Origin of the sequence: Paludibacterium yongneupense DSM 18731 (assembly GCF_000422925.1) — a bacterium.
GTDB classification, from domain to species: Bacteria; Pseudomonadota; Gammaproteobacteria; order Burkholderiales; family Chromobacteriaceae; genus Paludibacterium; species Paludibacterium yongneupense.
In genome coordinates this window covers 80,547-100,216 of sequence record NZ_AUGZ01000020.1, presented here as the reverse complement: position 1 = coordinate 100,216, position 19,670 = coordinate 80,547, and the positions used below count along the sequence as shown (strand labels likewise).

The 19,670-nt window shown below is 60.6% G+C and carries 21 protein-coding genes, 1 tRNA gene and 1 pseudogene; 2 read left to right on the top strand and 21 right to left on the bottom strand.

Features of this window, described 5'->3' with window-relative positions; translation table 11 throughout:
- A pseudogene (gene metK / locus G520_RS22290) lies at positions 1-819 on the bottom strand (methionine adenosyltransferase); the annotation flags it as partial.
- 92 nt (positions 820-911) lie between these two features.
- Between metK and G520_RS0109410 the strand changes: the two are divergent.
- Positions 912-1,796, top strand: a complete 885-nt coding sequence (locus tag G520_RS0109410) for a lysophospholipid acyltransferase family protein (RefSeq protein ID WP_028535431.1) — start codon at positions 912-914, stop codon at positions 1,794-1,796.
- 2 nt (positions 1,797-1,798) lie between these two features.
- A complete protein-coding gene (locus tag G520_RS0109405) occupies positions 1,799-2,665 on the top strand; it encodes a lipid A biosynthesis lauroyl acyltransferase (protein WP_028535430.1) in 867 nt (288 codons plus the stop codon).
- 62 nt (positions 2,666-2,727) lie between these two features.
- Here G520_RS0109405 and G520_RS0109400 read toward each other — a convergent pair whose 3' ends face one another.
- From G520_RS0109400 to secG, 20 genes are all read right to left on the bottom strand, one after another.
- A complete protein-coding gene (locus tag G520_RS0109400) occupies positions 2,728-3,234 on the bottom strand; it encodes a glycine zipper family protein (RefSeq protein ID WP_036665899.1) in 507 nt (168 codons plus the stop codon).
- 11 nt (positions 3,235-3,245) lie between these two features.
- Positions 3,246-3,602: a hypothetical protein gene (locus G520_RS0109395; protein ID WP_028535434.1), complete on the bottom strand. Its 357-nt coding sequence runs from the start codon at positions 3,600-3,602 to the stop codon at positions 3,246-3,248.
- Positions 3,603-3,626: 24 nt separating this feature from the next.
- Positions 3,627-4,154, bottom strand: a complete 528-nt coding sequence (locus G520_RS0109390; RefSeq protein WP_028535428.1) for a hypothetical protein — start codon at positions 4,152-4,154, stop codon at positions 3,627-3,629.
- 217 nt (positions 4,155-4,371) lie between these two features.
- Positions 4,372-4,668, bottom strand: coding sequence for a DUF2818 family protein (locus tag G520_RS0109385; RefSeq protein WP_028535427.1), 297 nt, complete (start codon positions 4,666-4,668; stop codon positions 4,372-4,374).
- A 10-nt stretch (positions 4,669-4,678) separates the two neighbouring features.
- Positions 4,679-6,133 (bottom strand): NADH-quinone oxidoreductase subunit NuoN, encoded by a 1,455-nt coding sequence (nuoN, locus tag G520_RS0109380; protein ID WP_028535426.1) that lies wholly within the window; start codon positions 6,131-6,133, stop codon positions 4,679-4,681.
- Between the two features lie 18 nt (positions 6,134-6,151).
- Entirely contained in the window at positions 6,152-7,642 is a 1,491-nt protein-coding gene (locus G520_RS0109375; protein WP_028535425.1) for an NADH-quinone oxidoreductase subunit M, read from the bottom strand.
- A 44-nt stretch (positions 7,643-7,686) separates the two neighbouring features.
- On the bottom strand, positions 7,687-9,714 hold the full coding sequence (gene nuoL / locus G520_RS0109370) for an NADH-quinone oxidoreductase subunit L (protein WP_028535424.1): 2,028 nt from the start codon (positions 9,712-9,714) through the stop codon (positions 7,687-7,689).
- A 37-nt stretch (positions 9,715-9,751) separates the two neighbouring features.
- The gene (nuoK, locus tag G520_RS0109365) at positions 9,752-10,057 is read right to left on the bottom strand and encodes an NADH-quinone oxidoreductase subunit NuoK (protein ID WP_028535423.1); all 306 of its coding nucleotides are present in this window, start codon (positions 10,055-10,057) and stop codon (positions 9,752-9,754) included.
- A gap of 25 nt (positions 10,058-10,082) precedes the next feature.
- Entirely contained in the window at positions 10,083-10,727 is a 645-nt protein-coding gene (locus G520_RS0109360) for an NADH-quinone oxidoreductase subunit J (protein WP_028535422.1), read from the bottom strand.
- 9 nt (positions 10,728-10,736) lie between these two features.
- Positions 10,737-11,225: an NADH-quinone oxidoreductase subunit NuoI gene (gene nuoI / locus G520_RS0109355; protein ID WP_028535421.1), complete on the bottom strand. Its 489-nt coding sequence runs from the start codon at positions 11,223-11,225 to the stop codon at positions 10,737-10,739.
- 19 nt (positions 11,226-11,244) lie between these two features.
- Positions 11,245-12,294 (bottom strand): NADH-quinone oxidoreductase subunit NuoH, encoded by a 1,050-nt coding sequence (nuoH, locus tag G520_RS0109350; RefSeq protein WP_036665892.1) that lies wholly within the window; start codon positions 12,292-12,294, stop codon positions 11,245-11,247.
- Complete coding sequence (nuoG, locus tag G520_RS0109345; protein WP_028535419.1) at positions 12,295-14,643, bottom strand: NADH-quinone oxidoreductase subunit NuoG; 2,349 nt, start codon at positions 14,641-14,643, stop codon at positions 12,295-12,297.
- 39 nt (positions 14,644-14,682) lie between these two features.
- Positions 14,683-15,978 (bottom strand): NADH-quinone oxidoreductase subunit NuoF, encoded by a 1,296-nt coding sequence (nuoF, locus tag G520_RS0109340; RefSeq protein WP_028535418.1) that lies wholly within the window; start codon positions 15,976-15,978, stop codon positions 14,683-14,685.
- On the bottom strand, positions 15,978-16,451 hold the full coding sequence (gene nuoE / locus G520_RS0109335; RefSeq protein WP_028535417.1) for an NADH-quinone oxidoreductase subunit NuoE: 474 nt from the start codon (positions 16,449-16,451) through the stop codon (positions 15,978-15,980). The genes nuoF and nuoE overlap by 1 nt, the downstream gene beginning before the upstream one ends.
- On the bottom strand, positions 16,451-17,704 hold the full coding sequence (locus G520_RS0109330; RefSeq protein ID WP_028535416.1) for an NADH-quinone oxidoreductase subunit D: 1,254 nt from the start codon (positions 17,702-17,704) through the stop codon (positions 16,451-16,453). Before G520_RS0109330 ends, nuoE begins: the two co-directional genes overlap by 1 nt.
- Positions 17,697-18,290 carry an NADH-quinone oxidoreductase subunit C gene (locus G520_RS0109325; RefSeq protein WP_028535415.1) on the bottom strand — a complete coding sequence of 198 codons (594 nt, stop codon included), beginning with the start codon at positions 18,288-18,290 and terminating at the stop codon, positions 17,697-17,699. Before G520_RS0109325 ends, G520_RS0109330 begins: the two co-directional genes overlap by 8 nt.
- Positions 18,291-18,301: 11 nt before the next feature.
- Positions 18,302-18,778, bottom strand: coding sequence for a NuoB/complex I 20 kDa subunit family protein (locus tag G520_RS0109320; RefSeq protein ID WP_028535414.1), 477 nt, complete (start codon positions 18,776-18,778; stop codon positions 18,302-18,304).
- Positions 18,769-19,125, bottom strand: a complete 357-nt coding sequence (locus G520_RS0109315) for an NADH-quinone oxidoreductase subunit A (RefSeq protein ID WP_028535413.1) — start codon at positions 19,123-19,125, stop codon at positions 18,769-18,771. The genes G520_RS0109320 and G520_RS0109315 overlap by 10 nt, the downstream gene beginning before the upstream one ends.
- 92 nt (positions 19,126-19,217) lie before the next feature.
- Positions 19,218-19,302 (bottom strand) — tRNA-Leu (locus G520_RS0109310).
- A 22-nt stretch (positions 19,303-19,324) separates the two neighbouring features.
- Positions 19,325-19,669 carry a preprotein translocase subunit SecG gene (gene secG, locus G520_RS0109305; RefSeq protein ID WP_028535412.1) on the bottom strand — a complete coding sequence of 115 codons (345 nt, stop codon included), beginning with the start codon at positions 19,667-19,669 and terminating at the stop codon, positions 19,325-19,327.
- Position 19,670: the final 1 nt, after the last annotated feature.

Genomic DNA, 19,670 nt, shown 5'->3' with positions numbered 1-19,670 from the left:
TCCTTGCCTGAGAACGCGCCACCGCCGTGCGGCGCGGCGCCGCCATAGGTGTCGACGATGATCTTGCGCCCGGTCAGACCGCAGTCGCCCATCGGGCCGCCGATGACGAAGCGCCCGGTCGGGTTGATCAGGAAGCGGGTCTCGGCCGTCAGCATATCCGGCGGCAGCACCGGCTTCACGATGTCCTCGATCACGGCCTCGGTCAGCGTCTTGTGATCGATGTCCGGGCTGTGCTGAGTCGAGAGCACCACGGTGTCGATACGCTTGGGCAGACCGGTGTTCGAATCGTAGACGCAGGTGATCTGGCTTTTCGCGTCCGGACGCAGCCACGACAGACGGCCATCCTTGCGCAATTCGGCCTGGCGCTGCATCAGGCATCAGGCGATGCGAGTAATAGATAGGGAACGGCATCAACGTCGGCGTTTCGTTGCAGGCGTAGCCGAACATCAGGCCCTGGTCGCCGGCTCCCTGGTCGAGATCCAGACCCTCGCCTTCGTTCACGCCCTGTGCGATATCGGGCGACTGCCGGTCGTAGCACATCATCACCGCGCAGCCGTGATAATCGAACCCCAGTTCCGAGTTGTCGTAGCCGATGCGCTTGATGGTGTCGCGAGCCACCTGGATATAATCGATATTCGCGCGCGTGGTGATTTCGCCAGCCAGCACCACCAGACCGGTGTTGACCAGAGTTTCAGCCGCGACGCGGGAATGGGGGTCTTCGCGAAAGATCGCGTCGAGAACGGCGTCTGAAATCTGGTCAGCGACTTTGTCGGGATGACCTTCGGAGACCGATTCGGATGTAAACAGATATTCGTTCATTTTTGCTTTCGTGCCCGAATAAACCTTAATTCAATGGTGATAAAATAGCCCGCTTCCTGCACCAGGATATCAACCGGGAAACGATAAAAAAAATGGCCAAGCTGGTCCATCTCATTCTAACGCTGCTGGCGCGCCTGCCCCTGCCCCTGCTTCAGGGCTTGGGCAGTCTTCTCGGCAGGCTGACCTACGTCCTCTCCCCGCGTTTTGCTACGCGGCTAAAGGATAATCTAGAAACCAGTAAAATTTGCCTAGATTATCGGCTTTTTCGAGCCCTAGTCAAACAGAGCGCTGGCGAAACCGGCAAGGGCGCATTGGAACTGGCCATCGCCTGGTGCCGCTCCCCTGCGGACATCGCCGGGATGGTGCGTCGCTGCGAAGGCTGGGAACATGTCGAAGCTGCCATCGCACAAGGACACGGCATCGTCTTCGTGACCCCGCACCTTGGCAGCTATGATATCGCCGGTCGCTATATCAGCCACCGCCTGCCTTTCCCGCTGACGGCGATGTACCGCCCGCCCAAGCTTTCCTGGCTTGAGCCGGTCATGAACTCGGGCCGGGCGCGCGGCAAAGGCCGCACCGCCCCGGCCACCGGCGCCGGCGTGCGCATTCTGATGAAGGCACTGAAAAGCGGCGAAGCGACCATCATTCTACCCGACCAGGTTCCCGGTGGCGGCGAAGGCGTCTGGGCGCCTTTTTTCGGCCGCCCGGCCTACACCATGACGCTGGTGCCGCGCCTGAGCCAGGTCGCAGGCGTGGAAACCCTGCTCTTTTTCGGCGAGCGCCTACCGCGCGGAAAAGGCTTCGTCGTACATATCGAACCGATGGCCGAAGCTTTCGTCGGGGCAAGGGAGGAAGACGCCGCACGGCTCAATGCCGCCGTCGAGAACCTGATCCGTCGCTTACCGAGCCAATATTTGTGGAGTTATAACCGTTACAAGCGCCCGGCCGGTGTGGCCGCGCCCGAGATTCAAGGATAGCAATGAAATTCGTATTTGTTCTATTGTGGCTGATTCGTCTGTTGCCCATGGCCGTCATCGGCGCCATCGCCTGGTTGGGGGGAACGCTGGCCTGGATGCTCGCACGCGAAAGGCGCCGCGTCGGCATGATCAACCTGCGCCTGTGTTTCCCCGACATGCCGCGGCGCGAGCGACAGCGTCTGGTTCGCGCCAATTTTCGGCACATGATACGTCTGGCTCTCGAATACGGAGTGGTGTGGTGGAGTTCTGCGCGCCGGTTGAGGCGGCTGGTCGAGATCAAGAACCTGCACTATGTGACCGATCTGCTCGACCGGGGCGAAAACGTCATCCTGTTCTACCCGCATTTTGTCGGCTTCGAGCTGTGCGTCTACGCCCTCAACCAGTACATCCCGCTGGTCAGCGTCTACGCCCACCAGAAGAACGAGGCGCTGGATGCGCAGATCTACCGCGGTCGCCAGCGCTACAACAATGCTTTCATCGTGTCCCGCCAGGAAGGGCTGCGCACCATCATCAAGGCGATGCGTCGCGACCATGCCCCCTTCCTCTACCTGCCGGATCAGGACTACGGGCCGCGCGACTCGGTTTTCGTCAAATTCTTCGGCGTCGAGACCGCCACCATCACCGGCATGTCGCGCATCAGCGGTCTGGCGCGCGCGCACGTCGTTCCCGCCATCGCCCGACGCGTTGGCAACCACTGCGAGCTCGAGTTCTACCCTCCGTGGGAGAACTATCCGAGCAGCGACGTCGAGGCCGACACGCTGCGCATGAACCAGTTTCTGGAACAACGGATACTGGAAACGCCGGATCAGTATTTCTGGCTGCACAAGCGTTTCAAGACGCGTCCTAACGGACAACCGCGCTTCTACTAAACACAGCGGCCCGGCAAATCCGGGCCGTCTGGCTTCGCCTCCGACACAATCCGACTGTCGGCTCAATACGGTGGCGGCGGATATCCGATGCCGTCCGGCGGCGGTGCATACGAAGCGGGAGGCGGCGCATAGTGGGTCACACGATGCGCGGGTGCCGACATCGGCACTTTTTCACCGTGGGCGTACATGCACTGGATATAGGCGTTGTCATAGCTTCGCTGCGTAATCCGCCCCGAGTCCTGTGCCGCGCCAGCGCCGACCGCGCTGCCCAGCAAAAGCCCGCTGCCCGCGCCGACCGCCGCCCCCTGATGGCCGCCCAGCAATGCCCCGGCCGCCGCGCCCACGACCGTACCCACCGCTGCGCTCTCGACCCCGCTGTTGACGGCGTTCTGGCTGACATTACCAGTCTGGCCGGAAGCGAACTGCCGGCAATAGGCATCGTCCGCCTGGAACTGGTTCCAGTTCTTGCCGGCCCCGGGCAATGCCATCACCGAAGGTCCCTGCGGCACGGTGACGCAGGCGGACAACAGAAGCGCACACATCGCGGCGGGCAATAGCTGTCTGATCATGCTCGCCTCCTTCAACGTGCATCCGACGGAGTGGATGAGACTTTCATCCAGCCCGCCGGGCATTTCTTGACGTATGGATAATATTTCTGCGATCTGGCGCAGTAATACCAGTAGCCATCGCTGGCCGGTGCGCTAGGCATTGCCGCGCTGGGGGAAGGTGCCGGCGCCGCATCGTCCTGCTCGACATACTCTGTCGGCGGCACCACGATCACGGACTCGCGGTATACCGGCGGGTAATAGTAGGCGGGCGCATACAAGGGCACGACCGGCGGGCCTATCATGACCCCGACGCCGAAATGCACATGCTCGGCATGTGCCGCCCCTGCCGCGAGCAGTAGAGCGGCAGCACACAATCGTAGCGTTTTCATAGCAATCTCCCGGGTTCGTCCATCTCACTCGCCACCGGCGGGGGCGGGAGCGGGTACAGATCCGTCGCCGTGCATGGGGTCCGCATCATGATGAAAAAAGCCGTGATGCATGGGGCCTTCGTGCCGCACCATCTCCGCCAGGACCTTGCGTTGCGCTTCGGTCAACGCAGCCTGCAGTTCACGGGTGGCATCGGCTTGTGCAGACAGATGCGTGGCGATCCGGGCCGCGGCGTCGGCACGCAGGCGCGTCAGGGTCGCGGCATCGGCATCGCGTGGCGCATGCATGATCCCCATCATCGGCATGGTCGCGGCAAGATCGCGCGAGACCTTCAGATAGTTCTGCCACGCCTTGCCCTGGCGTTGTGCCTGGGTCAGTTGCAGCATATCGGCGAGATGATCGAGCCGGGCCTGAACGCGCTGGGCATGATGCGCTTGCCAATCGGCCTGGTGCCGGGCCCAGCCGGTTGGTGCGCTCGTATCGGCGGCCAGGGCCGAGTAGGCGGGAAGCAGCAAGCCCAGGCTCAGCATTGCGGAGGCAACAAGATGTTTCATAATCAGCTCCAGTGAAGTGGGTGGTGATGATCTATTTATCCACCATTTCCATGAAGCATGTTTTTACCGCAAAGCCCTTTGTGTGTTGAACTGTGAATTCAGTAATATACGGTAAAGCTTTACCAGAAGGGATCTGCGGTCAGCAGCGACGGCCCCCTTGCGCGCACGGCCTGCGCGCGCAAAAGACGCCCCAAGGGGCCAAAATGGCAACACACCGTCAGCCGCGCCGGGTTTTCCAGAAGTAGCGCAACACGAAGCCTGGGAAGGCAAAGACGAGGAACATGAAGAAAGTCACGACGTAAAACGTCCACGACTGATGCTGGACCGGCATCAGCCGCGACTCGAGCAAGCGACCGAGCAGGCCGGTCGCCCCATACAACAACAGCAGCTCCAGCAAACGCCAGCCAAACGCCTTGCGCTCGACCTGCAGCACGAAACCGACGCGCTGCGACACGAAAGGCAGATTAGCCGCAAGCAGGGCGACCAGCAACAAAGAGTAAACGCTGCTTTGCACCCTGCTCTCCTCAGATCAGCGCCAGCGACTGGTGCATGGCATCCAGGCACAAGGCCACCAGGCGCTCGGGCAGCACGCCCAGCCCCAGCAGTGCCAGCGCATTCACCGTCAGCAGCACGCGCATTTCGAAAGGAACGACAATGGGAGAACTGTCTTCCGCATCATCGAAATACATGTGCTTGACCACGCGCAGATAGTAAAAGGCGCCGACCAGCGACATCATCACGGCAAACACCGCGAGCCAGACCAGATGGATGTCGAGCACGGCGCGGATAACCGCGAACTTGGCGTAGAAACCGGCCAGAGGCGGAATGCCCGCCATGGAGAACATGGCCAGCAACATCAGCAGCGCATACCAGCTGTTACGCTGGTTGAGTCCCTTGAGGTCGGACAATTTCTCGCATTCGAACCCCGAGCGCGACAATGCAAGCAAGACGCCGAAAGCCACCAGCGCCATCAGGACATAGATGATCGCATAGTACATCGCAGCCGAGTAACCGCCTACATTGCCAGCGACCATCCCCAGCAGCAGGAAACCCATGTGCGAAATCGTCGAATAGGCGAGCATGCGCTTGATATTGCTTTGGGCAATGGCGGCCAGATTACCCAGCGCCATCGACAGCACCGCGACGATCAGCAGCATGGACTGCCAGTCACCGACCATACCGGCCAGGCCCTGAGCCAGAATACGCACCAGGAACACGAAAGCGGCGAGTTTCGGCGCCGAGCCGACCAGCAGCGTGATGCCCAGGGGGGCGCCGTGGTAAACGTCCGGCACCCACATGTGAAACGGTACCGCCCCCAGTTTGAAGCACAGGCCGGCGACCAGGAACACCAGGCCGAATACCAGCAGCACCTGATTGGCCTGTCCGGCGTGGATCACCTTGGCGACTCCGGCCATATCCAGCGTGCCGGTCGCGCCATACACCATGGACATGCCGTAGAGCAGCAGGCCGGAAGCCAGCGCGCCGAGTACGAAATACTTCATCGCCGCCTCGGTTGCCTGCACCGAATCGCGCTGCAGCGCGATGAGCGCATACAGCGACAGCGACAGGAGTTCCAGGCCGACATACAGGGTCATGAAGTGGCTGGCGGAAACCATCACGTTCATGCCGAGCAGCGCAAACAGCACCAGCAGGAAATAATCGCCACGGAACAGTCCGCGGTCGGTCATGTACTGCCGGGTATATACGAGGATAGCTGCGGTAATCGCATACATGAACAGCTTGACCACGGTCGCCAGCGGATCGGCGACATACATGTGGTCGAAAATCTGCACCGGCACCGCCGTGTAGGTGTAGATCTGTGCCACGGCACAGCCGGCGAGCGTCGCCAGCGACAGGACGTAGGTCAACCAGCGCCTGGCGTCCGAGATAAACAGATCAAGCACAAGAATCACCAGCACGGCCGAGAGCAGAAATATCTCGGGCAGTGCCGGCATCAGGTTCATCGCAGCCCAATTCATTGTGTTTTCCTTGTGGCCTTACAGCTTGCTTTGCGCTACATGCGCGATCAGGTCGTTCACCGAGAAATGCATCTTGTCGATGAAGGCTTGCGGGTACAGACCCATGCCCAGCACCGCCAGCGCCAGCACGGCCAGCACCAGGAACTCGCGCTTGTTGACGTCCTTCAATTCCGCGACCTGTGAGCGAACGACATCGCCGAAGATCACGCGCTTGTACATCCACAGCGTATAGGCTGCGCCGAACACCAGCGTGGTCGCCGCCAAGGCCGCCACCCAGAAGTTGACCTGTACCGCACCCAGCACGACCATCACCTCGCCGACGAAGCCGGACGTCCCCGGCAGGCCCGAATTCGCCATCGCGAACAACATCATGAAGGCGGCGAAGATCGGCATGCGGTTGGCCACACCGCCATAGTCGGCGATATTGCGCGTGTGCAAGCGATCGTACATCACGCCGATGCACATAAACATTGCCGCAGAAACAAAGCCGTGCGACACCATCTGCAGGATGGCCCCCTTGAGCGCCCATGTGTTCTGCGTATTGCCGGCGAACAGGAACATCCCCAGCGTGACGAAGCCCATATGCGAGATCGACGAATACGCGACCAGCTTCTTCATGTCGGTCTGCACCAGCGCCACCAGCCCGATATAGATCACGGCCACCAGCGACAGCACCACGATCGCCGGGGCAAAGTAGCGGGACGCATCGGGCAGGATGGGCAGCGCGAAGCGGAGGAAACCGTAGGCGCCGATTTTCAGGGTGATCGCGGCGAGCACCATCGAACCGCCCGTCGGCGCTTCGACGTGAGCATCCGGCAGCCAGGTATGGACCGGCCACATGGGCACTTTCACCGCGAAGGAAAGGAAGAAGGCGATGAACAGCAGGATCTGCACCTTGAACGCGATGTGCAGATTCTGGAAGGCGCTGATTTCGAAACTGTGCGCTTCACGCGACAGATAGATGAAAGCGACCAGCATCAGCAAGGAGCCGATCAACGTGTACAGGAAGAACTTGATCGACGCATACACCCGACGCGGGCCGCCCCAGACGCCGATGATCAGATACATCGGGATCAGCATGGCTTCGAAGTATACGTAGAACAGGATCGCGTCGAGCGCGGCGAAAGCCCCGTTGATCAAGCCCGACATGATCAGGAAAGCCGCCATATACTGCGCGACACGCTTCTGGATCACTTGCCAGCCGGTGATCACCACCATCAGCGTGACAAAGCTGTTGAGCAGCACGAACAGCATGGAAATACCGTCGACGCCGAGGTGGTAGTTGATGCCGAGCGACCCTATCCAGGGGCGCATTTCTTCGAACTGCATGCCGCCATTCATCGCACCGAAGTCGGTGTACAGCGGCAAGGTCACCAGGAAGCTGACGAGTGCGCCCGCCAGCGCCAGCCAGCGCGCAAACGCGGCGCGCGCATCCCCGCCTGTCGCCAGCACCAGCAAACCGGACACGATCGGAGTCCAGATCGCCAGACTTAACAGATTAGTGGACATAGTCTAAGCCTAAGTTGTTATTTCAATCCCGGACCTGCATCCATTCAGCGCAGGATGAGCGGTGCGAACCAGAACGACATCAAAGCCAGCACACCGATGATCATCGTTGCCGCATAGCTATAGATAAAGCCGGTCTGCCACTTGCGCACCACGCGCGAGAACTTGCCGACCAGACCCGCACTGCCATTCACCAGCAGGCCATCGATCAGCAGGATGTCGCCGAACTTCCAGAACGCAGTGCCCAGCAAACGGCTACCGCGTGCAAAGACGGCGAAATACAGTTCGTCCAGATAGTATTTGTTGTCCAGCAGACGCTTCACCGGCGCAAAGCGCTCGGCTAGCGCAGCCGGATAGCGCGGGGCCTTCATATAGAAGAACCAGGCCAGTGCCACCCCCGCCGCTGCCAGCCACAGGGGCAGCGATGTCAGCGAAGCGATCCCCATCGCCAGTGCGCCGTGAAACTCGTGGCCGAGTTCTTCCATGCCCGGATGACGCGCGAGGTCGATAAAGATGGACCCTTTGAAGAAATCGCCATACACCAGCGGACCGACGGCCAGGTAGCCTACGATCACGGACGGGATCGCCAGCAGCACGAGCGGCAAGGTGACAACCCAGGGCGATTCGTGCGGCGTCTGGTCGGGCGCCAGGCCGTGATGCTCGCCGTGGTCATCATGCGAATGATGATCGTGCTTCGCCGCCATCCAGCGTTCCTTGCCATGGAAAACCAGGAAGTACATGCGGAAGGAATAGAAGGCGGTGATGAAGACACCGGCCAACACCGAGAAGGTGGCAAAACCCGCCCCCGACAGATGCGAAGTCTGCACCACTTCGATAATCGAATCCTTCGAATAGAAGCCGGCGAAGAACGGGGTTCCGATCAGGGCCAGGGACCCCACGAGCGAGGTCAGCCAGGTGATGGGCATGTATTTACGCAGCCCGCCCATATTGCGCATGTCTTGATCGTGGTGCATGCCGATGATGACCGAACCGGCGGCCAGGAACAGCAAAGCTTTGAAGAAGGCGTGCGTCATGACATGGAACATCGCGATCGAGTAGGCCGACGCCCCCAGGGCCACGGTCATGTAGCCGAGCTGCGACAGGGTCGAGTAGGCCACCACCCGCTTGATGTCGTTCTGCACCATGCCGAGGAAGCCCATGAACAGCGCCGTGATGGCCCCGACGATCAGCACCACGTTGAGCGCGGTATCGGACAGCTCGAACAAGGGGCTCATGCGCGACACCATGAAGATCCCGGCCGTCACCATGGTGGCGGCGTGGATCAGCGCGGAAATCGGAGTCGGGCCTTCCATCGAGTCGGGCAGCCAGACATGCAGCGGAAACTGCGCCGACTTGCCCATCGCACCGACAAACAACAGCAGGCAGGTGACGGTCATCAGATTCCACGGATGGCCGGGAATCAGTTCTATCGTCTGCTGTGCGAGGCCGGGGGCCGCCGCGAACACATCGCGGTAGTCGAGCGAACCGCCGAAGTAGGCGAGCACCAACCCGATGCCGAGCAGGAAGCCGAAGTCGCCGACCCGGTTGATCAGGAAAGCCTTGAGGTTGGCGAAAATCGCTGTGGGCCGCTTGAACCAGAAGCCGATCAGCAGATAGGAGACCAGGCCCACCGCCTCCCAGCCGAAGAACAGCTGGAAGAAGTTGTTGCTCATCACCAGCATCAGCATGGAGAAGGTGAACAGCGAGATATAGCTGAAAAAGCGCTGATATCCGGGATCCTCCTGCATATAGCCGATGGTATAGATGTGGACCATCAAGGAGACGGAGGTGACCACCACCAGCATGATCGCCGTCAGCGAGTCGACCAGGAAGCCGACCGAGTAGTCGAGGCCGTCCATCGTCAACCAGGTATAGACCGGGCCGTTGAAGACCTCGGCATGCCCGCCGAGGAAGCCCAGCAACACCTTGAACGACAGAACCGCCGAAACGGCCACGCCAAGGATCGTGACGACGTGTGAAGCGCGTCGTCCGATCGCCCATCCAAACAGGCCTGCAACGAGCGAGCCCGCGAGCGGCGAGAGCGCGATAAGCAGGTATAAGCTCTTCATATCCATGGTTTCGTGCTTTTTAGTTTGGTATCCGGTTTTCGGCTCAGCCCTTGAGGCTGCCCAGGTCTTCCACGTTGATGGTGCGCAAATTGCGGAACAGCACCACCAGTATCGCCAGACCGATGGCGGATTCCGCCGCGGCCACCGTCAGGATGAAGAACACAAAAATCTGTCCGGCCGTATCCGACAGGTAGTGCGAAAAGGCGATGAAGTTGAAGTTCACCGCCAGCAACATCAATTCGATCGCCATCAGCAGCACGATCACATTCTTGCGGTTGAGGAAAATCCCCAACACGCTGATGGCGAACAGGATGGCTGCCAGCACCAGGAAGTGAGTAAGCGTCAGCACGGTACCTCCCTCTTATCGACGGCCATCAGGCCTGGGTTTGGTCGCCGGCGGCGACGTCGGTAGCGGCGACGGTTTTCTCCGCCTCCATCTTGACCAGGCGAACCCGGTCCTGGCGTCGCACCGCGGCCTGGTCGCCCGGATTGACGTACTTGCTGTCCTTGCGCCGGCGCATGGTCAGCGCGATGGCGGCCACGATGGCCACCAGCAGCACCACCGACGCCAGCTCGAACGGGTACAGATAATGGGTGTACAGCAGAAGACCGAGCTGACGCACATTACTGAAGTCGCCCGGCAGGGGGGCAGCGGCGCGGTAGCTGGCCAGTCCGGCCTCCGGACTGCTCAGCACGAGCACCATTTCGCCGACCATGACCAGGGCAATGATGCCGGCTAGCGGCAAATGCTGCCAGAAGCCCTCGCGCAATTTCTCGATATTGATATCGAGCATCATGACCACGAACAGGAACAGCACCATCACGGCCCCGACGTAGACCAGCACCAGCGTGATGGCCAGAAACTCGGATTCGAGCAGGATCCAGTGCCCGGCGCTGGTAAAGAACGCCAGTACCAGGTAGAGGGCGGCATGCACCGGGTTTTTGGCGGTGATCACGCGCACGGCCGCGAAAACAAGAATCGCGGACAAAATATAAAATACGACACTTGAAAAGCTCATGTCCCCCCCTTAGCGGTATTTGGCATCGGCCGCCTTGCGCTCGGCGATTTCCGATTCGTATTTATCGCCGACCGCCAACAGCATCGGTTTGGTGTAATACAGATCGCCGCGCTTTTCGCCGTGGTATTCGAAAATATGCGTTTCCACGATGGCATCCACCGGACAGGCCTCTTCGCAGAAACCGCAGAAGATGCACTTGGTCAGATCGATATCGTAGCGTGTCGTGCGGCGCGTACCGTCATCGCGTTGCTCCGACTCGATCGAGATCGCCAGGGCCGGGCAAACCGCCTCGCACAATTTGCAAGCGATGCAGCGCTCTTCGCCGTTGGCGTAGCGACGCTGCGCATGCAGCCCGCGGAAACGGGGAGACAGCGGCGTCTTCTCTTCCGGGTACTGCACGGTGATCTTGCGGGCGAACAGGAAGCGGCCGGTCAACATCAGGCCCTTCACCAATTCGACCAGCAAGAAGGTTTTGAAAAAGTTGCGAATCGTTTCCATGCTCGTAACCTTTATCCCTTCAATTCCACAGCGAAACCGGACTCATCATCCAACCGCCCAGCACCACCACCCACAACAGCGTGACAGGGATGAACACCTTCCAGCCAAGACGCATGATCTGGTCATAGCGATAGCGCGGAAAAGTCGCGCGGAACCACAAGAAGCAGAACAGCACGAACGCCATCTTCAGGAACATCCACGCAATGCTGGCCGCACCGAGTACCGGCCACGAAGCGGGGAACGGAGACAGCCAGCCACCGAGGAACATGATCGAGGTCATGGCGGCGACCAGTATCATGTTGGCATATTCCGCCAAAAAGAACACGGCGAAAGCCATCCCGGAATATTCCACATGGAAACCCGCCACGATTTCCGATTCGCCCTCGGCGACGTCGAACGGCGCCCGGTTGGTCTCGGCCACACCGGAAATCAGGTAGACCAGGAACAGGGGGAACAGCGGCAGCCAGTTCCACGACAGCAGTGAGCCGCCGGCCAGACCCTGCCCCTGCCGATGCACGATTTCGACCAGATTGAGGCTGCCCGAGACCATCAGCACGCCGACGAGGGCAAAGCCCATCGCAATCTCGTAGGACACGATCTGTGCGGCAGAACGCATCGCGCCGAGAAAGGAATATTTCGAGTTGCCGGCCCAGCCAGCCAGAATGATGCCGTACACCCCCATCGACGTGATCGCCATGATATACAGCAGCGATGCGTCGACATTGGCCAGCACCAGGTGGTCGGTGTAAGGAATCACTGCCCAGGCAGCGAGCGCCGGGGCAATGGCCAGTATGGGCGCCAGCACGAACAGTCCTTTGCTGGCCTGCGACGGCATGATGATTTCCTTCATCATCAGCTTCACGGCATCGGCTATCGGCTGCAGCAAGCCCAGCGGACCGACCCGGTTCGGGCCGATACGCACCTGCATATAACCGATAACCTTGCGCTCCGCGTAGGTCAGGTAGGCCACGGCAAGCAAGGTCGGCAGCACGATTGCGACGATCTTGAGCAAGGTCCACAACACGAGCCCCGCTTCATTGCCAAGAATGCTTTGCAAGAACTCCATCATTTACCCCTGTCTGATCTCGATCGGGTCGAACAAACCGGCCAAGGCCGTTAGCGGATGTGCGGCGAGGTGAACCGAGGCGCCCGGCAGGCTGTCGTCCACCTCGATGCGCAAGGACAACGTCGCCCCCCCCTGCACCAGCGTGACCTGCGCGCCGGACTCGACCCCGGCCGCGGACAACACGGCCGACGACGCGTAGGCGACAGGCACGGCCCCCGCACGCGTCGCCTGCAGCGACGGAGCATGGCGGCACAGCATGTCGGACTGGTACAAGGGGATCTCGCCGATGCGGACCAGACCGCCGCGCGCGGCAGGAGCCGCGGCGAGCGCCTCGTGCGAATTGTCCAGCGCCTCGCTCAACGACCCTTGCGCCAGCCATTCGGCGCGAACCTGCTCGACCGACTCCTGCTCGAAGCCGGGCAGATCGAGCCGGTTGCCGAGCACGCGCAGCACCTTCCAGGCAGGACGGGTCTCGCCCAGCGGACGAACCACGCCGTTGAATGTCTGCAGCCGTCCTTCCATGTTGACGAAGGACCCTGCCGTTTCGGAGAACGGCGAGACAGGCAGCAGCACATCGGCGTCTTCCAGCAAGGTCGGCGTCGCAAACGAAGTCAGTGCAATCACGGTCTCGGCCTGCTTCAGCGCAGAATGCGCAGCATGCGCATCGTAGCCGTCGACGACCGGGTCGCACTCCAGCAACAGATAGGCTTTGCGCGGCGCCGCCAGCATCTGGGCGCCGTTGAGGCCGGCGGCGACGGCGGCACCGAATGCGCCGTGCGTCGGCAGGGCCCCGGCCAGTTGTGCACCGACCGAATTGGCCGCCTCGGACAAGACACCGAAGCGCCCTCCCGTCAGCCGCGCGATCTCCTGCGCCAGTGCCAGCAACCGGCTGTAGGCCGGATGGTGCTGAGCGACGTTGCCCAGCGCGATGGCGGTACTTTCGGCCTCGGCCAGGCTTGCCGCAATGCGGCGCGCTTCGCCGCCGGGCACGGCCGCGGCCAGTCCGGAGGCAAGCGCCTCGCCCTTCAGTTCGGCGAGTGCAGCCAGCACTTGCTCCAGCGCATCGACCAGCTCATTCGGCGAAAACACCAGGCGGGCGTTGACCGGCGAGCGCAGCTCTTCGGCGACCACGTGCACGACATTAAGCTGTGCCCCCTTCTTCACCGACTGGCGCAGACGCGCAGCCAGCAGCGGATGCTCCTGACGTATACTGCTGCCGACCAGCAGCAGCGACTTGGCTGCGGCCAGCTCGACAATGCTGGCCCCCAGCCAGTAGGCACCACGGCGTGCGGCATCGGCGCCGAAATCGCTCTGACGCAGCCGCGAGTCGATATTGTTGACGCCGAAGCCGCGCGCGACCTTTTGCAACAGGTACAAGGCTTCGCTGGTCGCGTGCGGGCTGGCCAGCACCCCGATCGCATCGCGGCCATGATCCGCCGCCACCCCGTTCAGCCCCTTGACCACATAGTCGAGCGCGGTCGTCCAGTCGGTCTCGTGCCACTTGCCGTCGAACTTGATGCGTGGCTTCTGCAGACGGTCGGCAGCGTTCAGCCCTTCATACGAGAAGCGGTCGCGGTCGGAGAGCCAGCATTCGTTGATGTCTTCATTGTCGCGCGGCAATACGCGCAGTACCCGGTTATCCTTGACCTGAACCACCAGGTTGGAGCCGAGACCGTCGTGCGGCGCGACAGACTTGCGGCGCGACAATTCCCAGCCGCGGGCGCTGTAGCGAAATGGCTTGGAGGTCAGCGCACCGACCGGGCACAGGTCGATCACATTGCCGGAGATTTCCGAATCCACGGTCTTGCCGAGGAAAGGCATGATCTCGGAGCCTTCGCCGCGCTCGGCCATGCCGATTTCCTGGTAGCCGCCGATCTCTTCCGTGAAGCGCACGCAGCGGGTGCAATGAATGCAGCGGCTCATTTCCTCGGCGCTGACCAGCGGCCCCATGTCCTTGCCGACTACCGCGCGCTTTTTCTCCTTATAACGCGAGGCGCCTCCGCCGTAGCCGACGGCGATATCCTGCAACTGGCACTCGCCGCCCTGATCGCAGATCGGGCAGTCGAGCGGATGGTTGATGAGCAGGAACTCCATCACTCCCTGCTGCGCCTGTACGGCCAGCGGAGAATGCGTGTGCACTTTCATGCCGTCGGTGACCGGCGTGGCACAGGCCGGCAGCGGTTTGGGGGCTTTTTCCACTTCCACCAGACACATGCGGCAGTTGGCCGCGATGGAGAGCTTCTTGTGATAGCAGAAGTGCGGAATGTGGGTTCCCGCCGAGTGGGCTGCTTCCATGACGGTGCTGCCCTGCGGCACCGTCAGTTTCTTACCGTCGATTTCGATTTCGAGCATAGCTGTCCGCTACCTGAATAAGGCGATCCGGAATCCGGATCAGCACCATTTATGTTCAACCATGCACTTCTTGTGTTCGATGTGGTATTCGAACTCGGCCCGGAAGTGCTTGGTGAAGCTTCTGACAGGGAACACGGCGGCGTCGGCGAGCGCACAAATGGTGCGCCCGGCCATATTGTTGCCGACCGAGGTCAACAGATCGAGATCGTCCGGACGGCCCAGGCCGTTCTCGATGCGATGCACGATACGGTACAGCCAGCCGGTGCCCTCGCGGCACGGCGTGCATTGCCCGCACGACTCTTCATGGTAGAAATACGCGAGTCTTTCCAGCGCCTTCACCATGCAGACGTCTTCGTTCATCACGATCACGGCACCTGAGCCCAGCATCGATCCCGCCTTGCTGATGCTGTCGTAATCCATCGTGCACGCCATCATCAATTCGGCCGGCAGCACCGGAGCGCTGGAACCGCCGGGAATCACCGCCTTCAGCTTCTTCCCGTCCTTCATGCCGCCAGCCATGGCGAGCAGATCGGCAAACGGCGTGCCGAGCGGAACTTCGTAATTGCCGGGGCGGTTGACATGGCCCGAGACCGAGAACAGCTTGGTGCCACCGTTATTCGGCTTGCCGGCCTCGAGGAAGTCGGCAGCGCCGTCGCGGATGATGAAAGGCACCGAAGCAAATGATTCGGTGTTATTGATCGTGGTCGGCTTGCCGTACAGGCCGAAACTGGCCGGGAACGGCGGCTTGAAGCGGGGTTGCCCCTTCTTGCCTTCCAATGATTCGAGAAGAGCCGTTTCCTCGCCGCAGATATAGGCGCCATAGCCATGCGCCGCATGCAGCTCGAAGCTGAAACCGCTGCCGAGGATGTTGTCGCCGAGCAGGCCTGCGCGGCGCGCCTCATCCAGCGCGGCTTCGAAACGTTCGTACTCGGCGAAGATCTCGCCGTGAATATAGTTGTAACCGGCGCGACAACCCATCGCATAACCGGCGATGATCATGCCTTCGATCAGCGCGTGCGGGTTGTAGCGGATGATGTCGCGGTCCTTGAACGTACCCGGCTCGCCTTCATCGGTGTTGCACACGACGTATTTATCGCCGGGAAAGCTGCGCGGCATGAAGCTCCACTTCAGACCGGTCGGGAACCCCGCACCGCCGCGCCCGCGCAAGCCCGAGTTCTTGACCTCGGAGATCACGTCTTCCTGCGCGATCGGCGTCTGCAGAATCTTCTGCAGCGCCTGGTAGCCGCCGCGCGCGCGGTAGGCTTCCAGCGTCCAGACATCGGCGGCGGCAGTGTCCACCCCCTCGAAAATCACACCCTTGACGAAGATAGCCATTATTCCAACTCCGCCAGTTTGAGATCTATCGCTTCGCGCGTCATGAAGCTACACATCTTGTGGTTATTCACCAGCATGACCGGCGCGTCGCCGCAGGCGCCCATGCACTCCCCTTCCTGCAGGGTGAAGCGACCGTCTGCGGTCGTCTCGCCGAAGCCGATGCCAAGCTTGCTCTTCAAGTATTCTGCGGTATCGACCCCCCCCTGCAGGGCACAGGGCAGGTTGGTGCATACGGTCAGCTTGTACTTACCGACCGGACTGAGGTCGTACATATTATAGAAAGTCGCCACTTCATAAGCGGCGACCGGCGCGATTCCGAGATAGTTCGCGACGTATTCGATGGTTTCGGTTTGCAGCCAACCCTTTTCCTGCTGCGCGATACGCAAGGCGGCCATCACGGCGGACCGTTTCTGGTCAACCGGGTACTTGGCCACCTCGCGGTCAATCTTGGCAAGCGATTCTGCGGACAACATCAGCGGTCGATCTCCCCAAATACGATATCAAGCGTGCCGATGATCGCGACTACGTCGGCGATCATATGGCCGCGCGCCAGTTCATCCAGGGCGGACAAATGGACATAGCCCGGCGGACGGATCTTCATGCGGTACGGCTTGTTGGCTCCGTCGGACACCAGGTAGATGCCGAATTCGCCTTTGGGATGCTCGATAGCGGCATAGGCTTCGCCTGCAGGCACATGCATCCCTTCGGTGAACAGCTTGAAGTGATGGATCAGCTCTTCCATGTTCGACTTCATCGCGGCACGGGACGGCGGCGCCACCTTGTGGTTACCGCTGATCACGGGCCCCGGGTTCTGCTTCAGCCAATCGACACATTGCCGGATGATGCGATTGGACTGGCGCATTTCCTCGACCCGGACCAGGTAACGGTCGTAGCAGTCGCCATTGACCCCGACAGGAATATCGAAGTCCATGCGATCGTAGACCTCATAGGGCTGCTTCTTGCGCAAGTCCCATGCCACGCCGGAGCCGCGCAACATGGCGCCGCTCATGCCCAGATTCAGCGCGCGTTCGGGCGACAGCACGCCGATGCCGACTGTGCGCTGCTTCCAGATCCGGTTGTCGGTGAGCAGCGTTTCGTAGTCGTCGACATAGCCGGGAAAACGATTGGTGAAATCCTCGATAAAGTCGAGCATGCTGCCGGAACGCAGATCATTGAGGCGCTTGAGCTCCTTGGCGCTCTTGATCTTGGAGACCGTGTACTGCGGCATGCTGTCCGGCAGATCCCGATACACGCCCCCGGGACGGAAGTAGGCCGCATGCATGCGCGCACCGGAAACCGCCTCGTAGCAGTCCATCAGGTCTTCGCGCTCGCGAAACGCGTACAGGAACACCGTCATGGCACCGATATCGAGAGCGTGCGAGCCTATCCACAGCAGATGGTTCAGCAGCCGGGTGATTTCGGCGAACATCACGCGGATATACTGGGCGCGCAGCGGCACATCGACGCCGGTGAGTTTTTCCACGGCCAGGCAGTAAGCCTGCTCGTTGGACATCATCGACATATAGTCGAGACGATCCATATACGGCAGCGCCTGCAGATAGGTCCGGGTCTCGGCCAGTTTCTCGGTCGCGCGGTGCAGCAGTCCGACATGGGGATCGGCGCGCTGAACGACTTCGCCGTCCAGCTCCAGCACCAGCCGCAGCACGCCGTGCGCAGCCGGGTGTTGCGGGCCGAAGTTGAGAGTGAAGTTGCGGATTTCAGCCACCGTAGTTCTCCTCGCGAATGATGCGCGGCACGATCTCGCGTGGCTCGATGGTGACCGGCTGGTAGATGACACGATGCTGATCCGGGTCGTAACGCATCTCGACGTGGCCGGAAACCGGAAAATCCTTGCGGAAGGGATGGCCGACGAAACCGTAGTCGGTCAGCAAGCGGCGCAGATCGGGATGGCCTTCGAACACGATGCCATACAGATCGAACGCCTCGCGCTCGAACCAGTTGTTACCGTTCCATACCTCGACCGAGGTGGGCAGCACGGGAAAATCGTCGTCAGCGGCAAACACGCGCAGGCGCAGGCGCCAATTGTGCTTGAGCGACAGCAGATGATAGACGACGGCGTAGCGGGGGCCGTCGCACGGAAGATCCGCATAGGCGCTGTAATCGACACCACAGAGATCGACACACTGCTCGAAGCTGAGCTCGGGCTCGTCGCGCAAGCGGGTGAGCGTGGCGGCAAGATCGGACGCCGCGCAGACAACCGTCAATTCCTCGAGCGCGATCGTCGCGCGCACGAGTTTTTCGCCCAGCACCTTTTCGACAGATGACTTGAGCGCTTCCAGTTTGGAGGCCATGGTTTCCTACCTCAACGGGCGATGGTATTGGTGCGTTTGATTTTGTTCTGAAGCTGGACAATACCGTACAGTAATGCCTCTGCAGTCGGAGGGCAACCCGGAACGTAGACATCAACCGGTACGATGCGATCGCAACCGCGCACCACCGAGTACGAGTAGTGGTAGTAGCCGCCGCCGTTGGCACAGGAGCCCATCGAGATCACCCAGCGCGGCTCGGCCATCTGGTCGTAGACCTTGCGCAGGGCAGGCGCCATCTTGTTGCACAAGGTGCCGGCAACGATCATCAGATCGCTCTGGCGCGGACTCGGGCGAAAAACGATGCCAAAACGGTCGAGGTCGTAACGCGACGCCCCCGCATGCATCATTTCGACGGCACAACAGGCCAGACCGAAGGTCATGGGCCACATCGAACCGGTGCGCATGTAATTGATGAGCGTATCGGCGGTGGTGGTGATGAACCCTTTTTCCAGAATACCCTCTATTCCCATTCCAGCGCTCCCTTTTTCCATACGTAGATGTAACCTATCGTCAGGATGGCCAGGAATTCAAGCATCACGACGAAACCGAACATGCCAAGCTCCTTGAGCACGATAGCCCACGGAAACATGAATGCAATTTCAAGGTCGAAAAGGATAAACAGGATGGCAACGAGATAGTAACGGACGTCAAAGCGCATGCGTGCGTCTTCGAAGGCCTCGAAGCCGCACTCATAGGGAGATAGCTTTTCAGGGTCGGGACGGTGGGGGCCCAGTATCCATCCAACGACGATGGGACCGATGCCAACCAAAAGCCCGACAATGACAAACAGCAGAATGGGAAAGTAGTTTTGCAGCATTTTCCCGAATCCCCTTTAAAAAGGAGGCTCACACCCCCTGGGCTCCAAATAAAACAGGCCACCGGAAATCCCGGTGGCCTGCTTTTGAATGGTGGTGCCGACAGTGAGACTCGAACTCACACAGCTTACGCCACTACCCCCTCAAGATAGCGTGTCTACCAATTTCACCATGTCGGCACTGTTAAGCATTAACTTTTTATTATTCGGGTATCTTCGTACCTGAAGTTTTATCTTTTGCAACTCCGCCCGGGATTTGCGGCGCTGCTTGTTCAACTTTGCCGGCCATCACGCCCAGCTCGCCCCTACTCCCCCCAGAGAGATAGACAAGCGACATGCTGGTCGAGAAAAATATCACCGCTACGATCGCGGTCGTTCTACTCAAAAAGTTAGCAGAACCCGATGCGCCAAACAAACTGCCAGAGGACCCGCCACCGAAGGCGGCACCCATATCCGCGCCCTTGCCGTGCTGCATCAAAACGAGCACGATAACCGACAAAGCGGACAACAGGTTGACAATCCAGATTAACGTCTTAAGAAGTTCCATA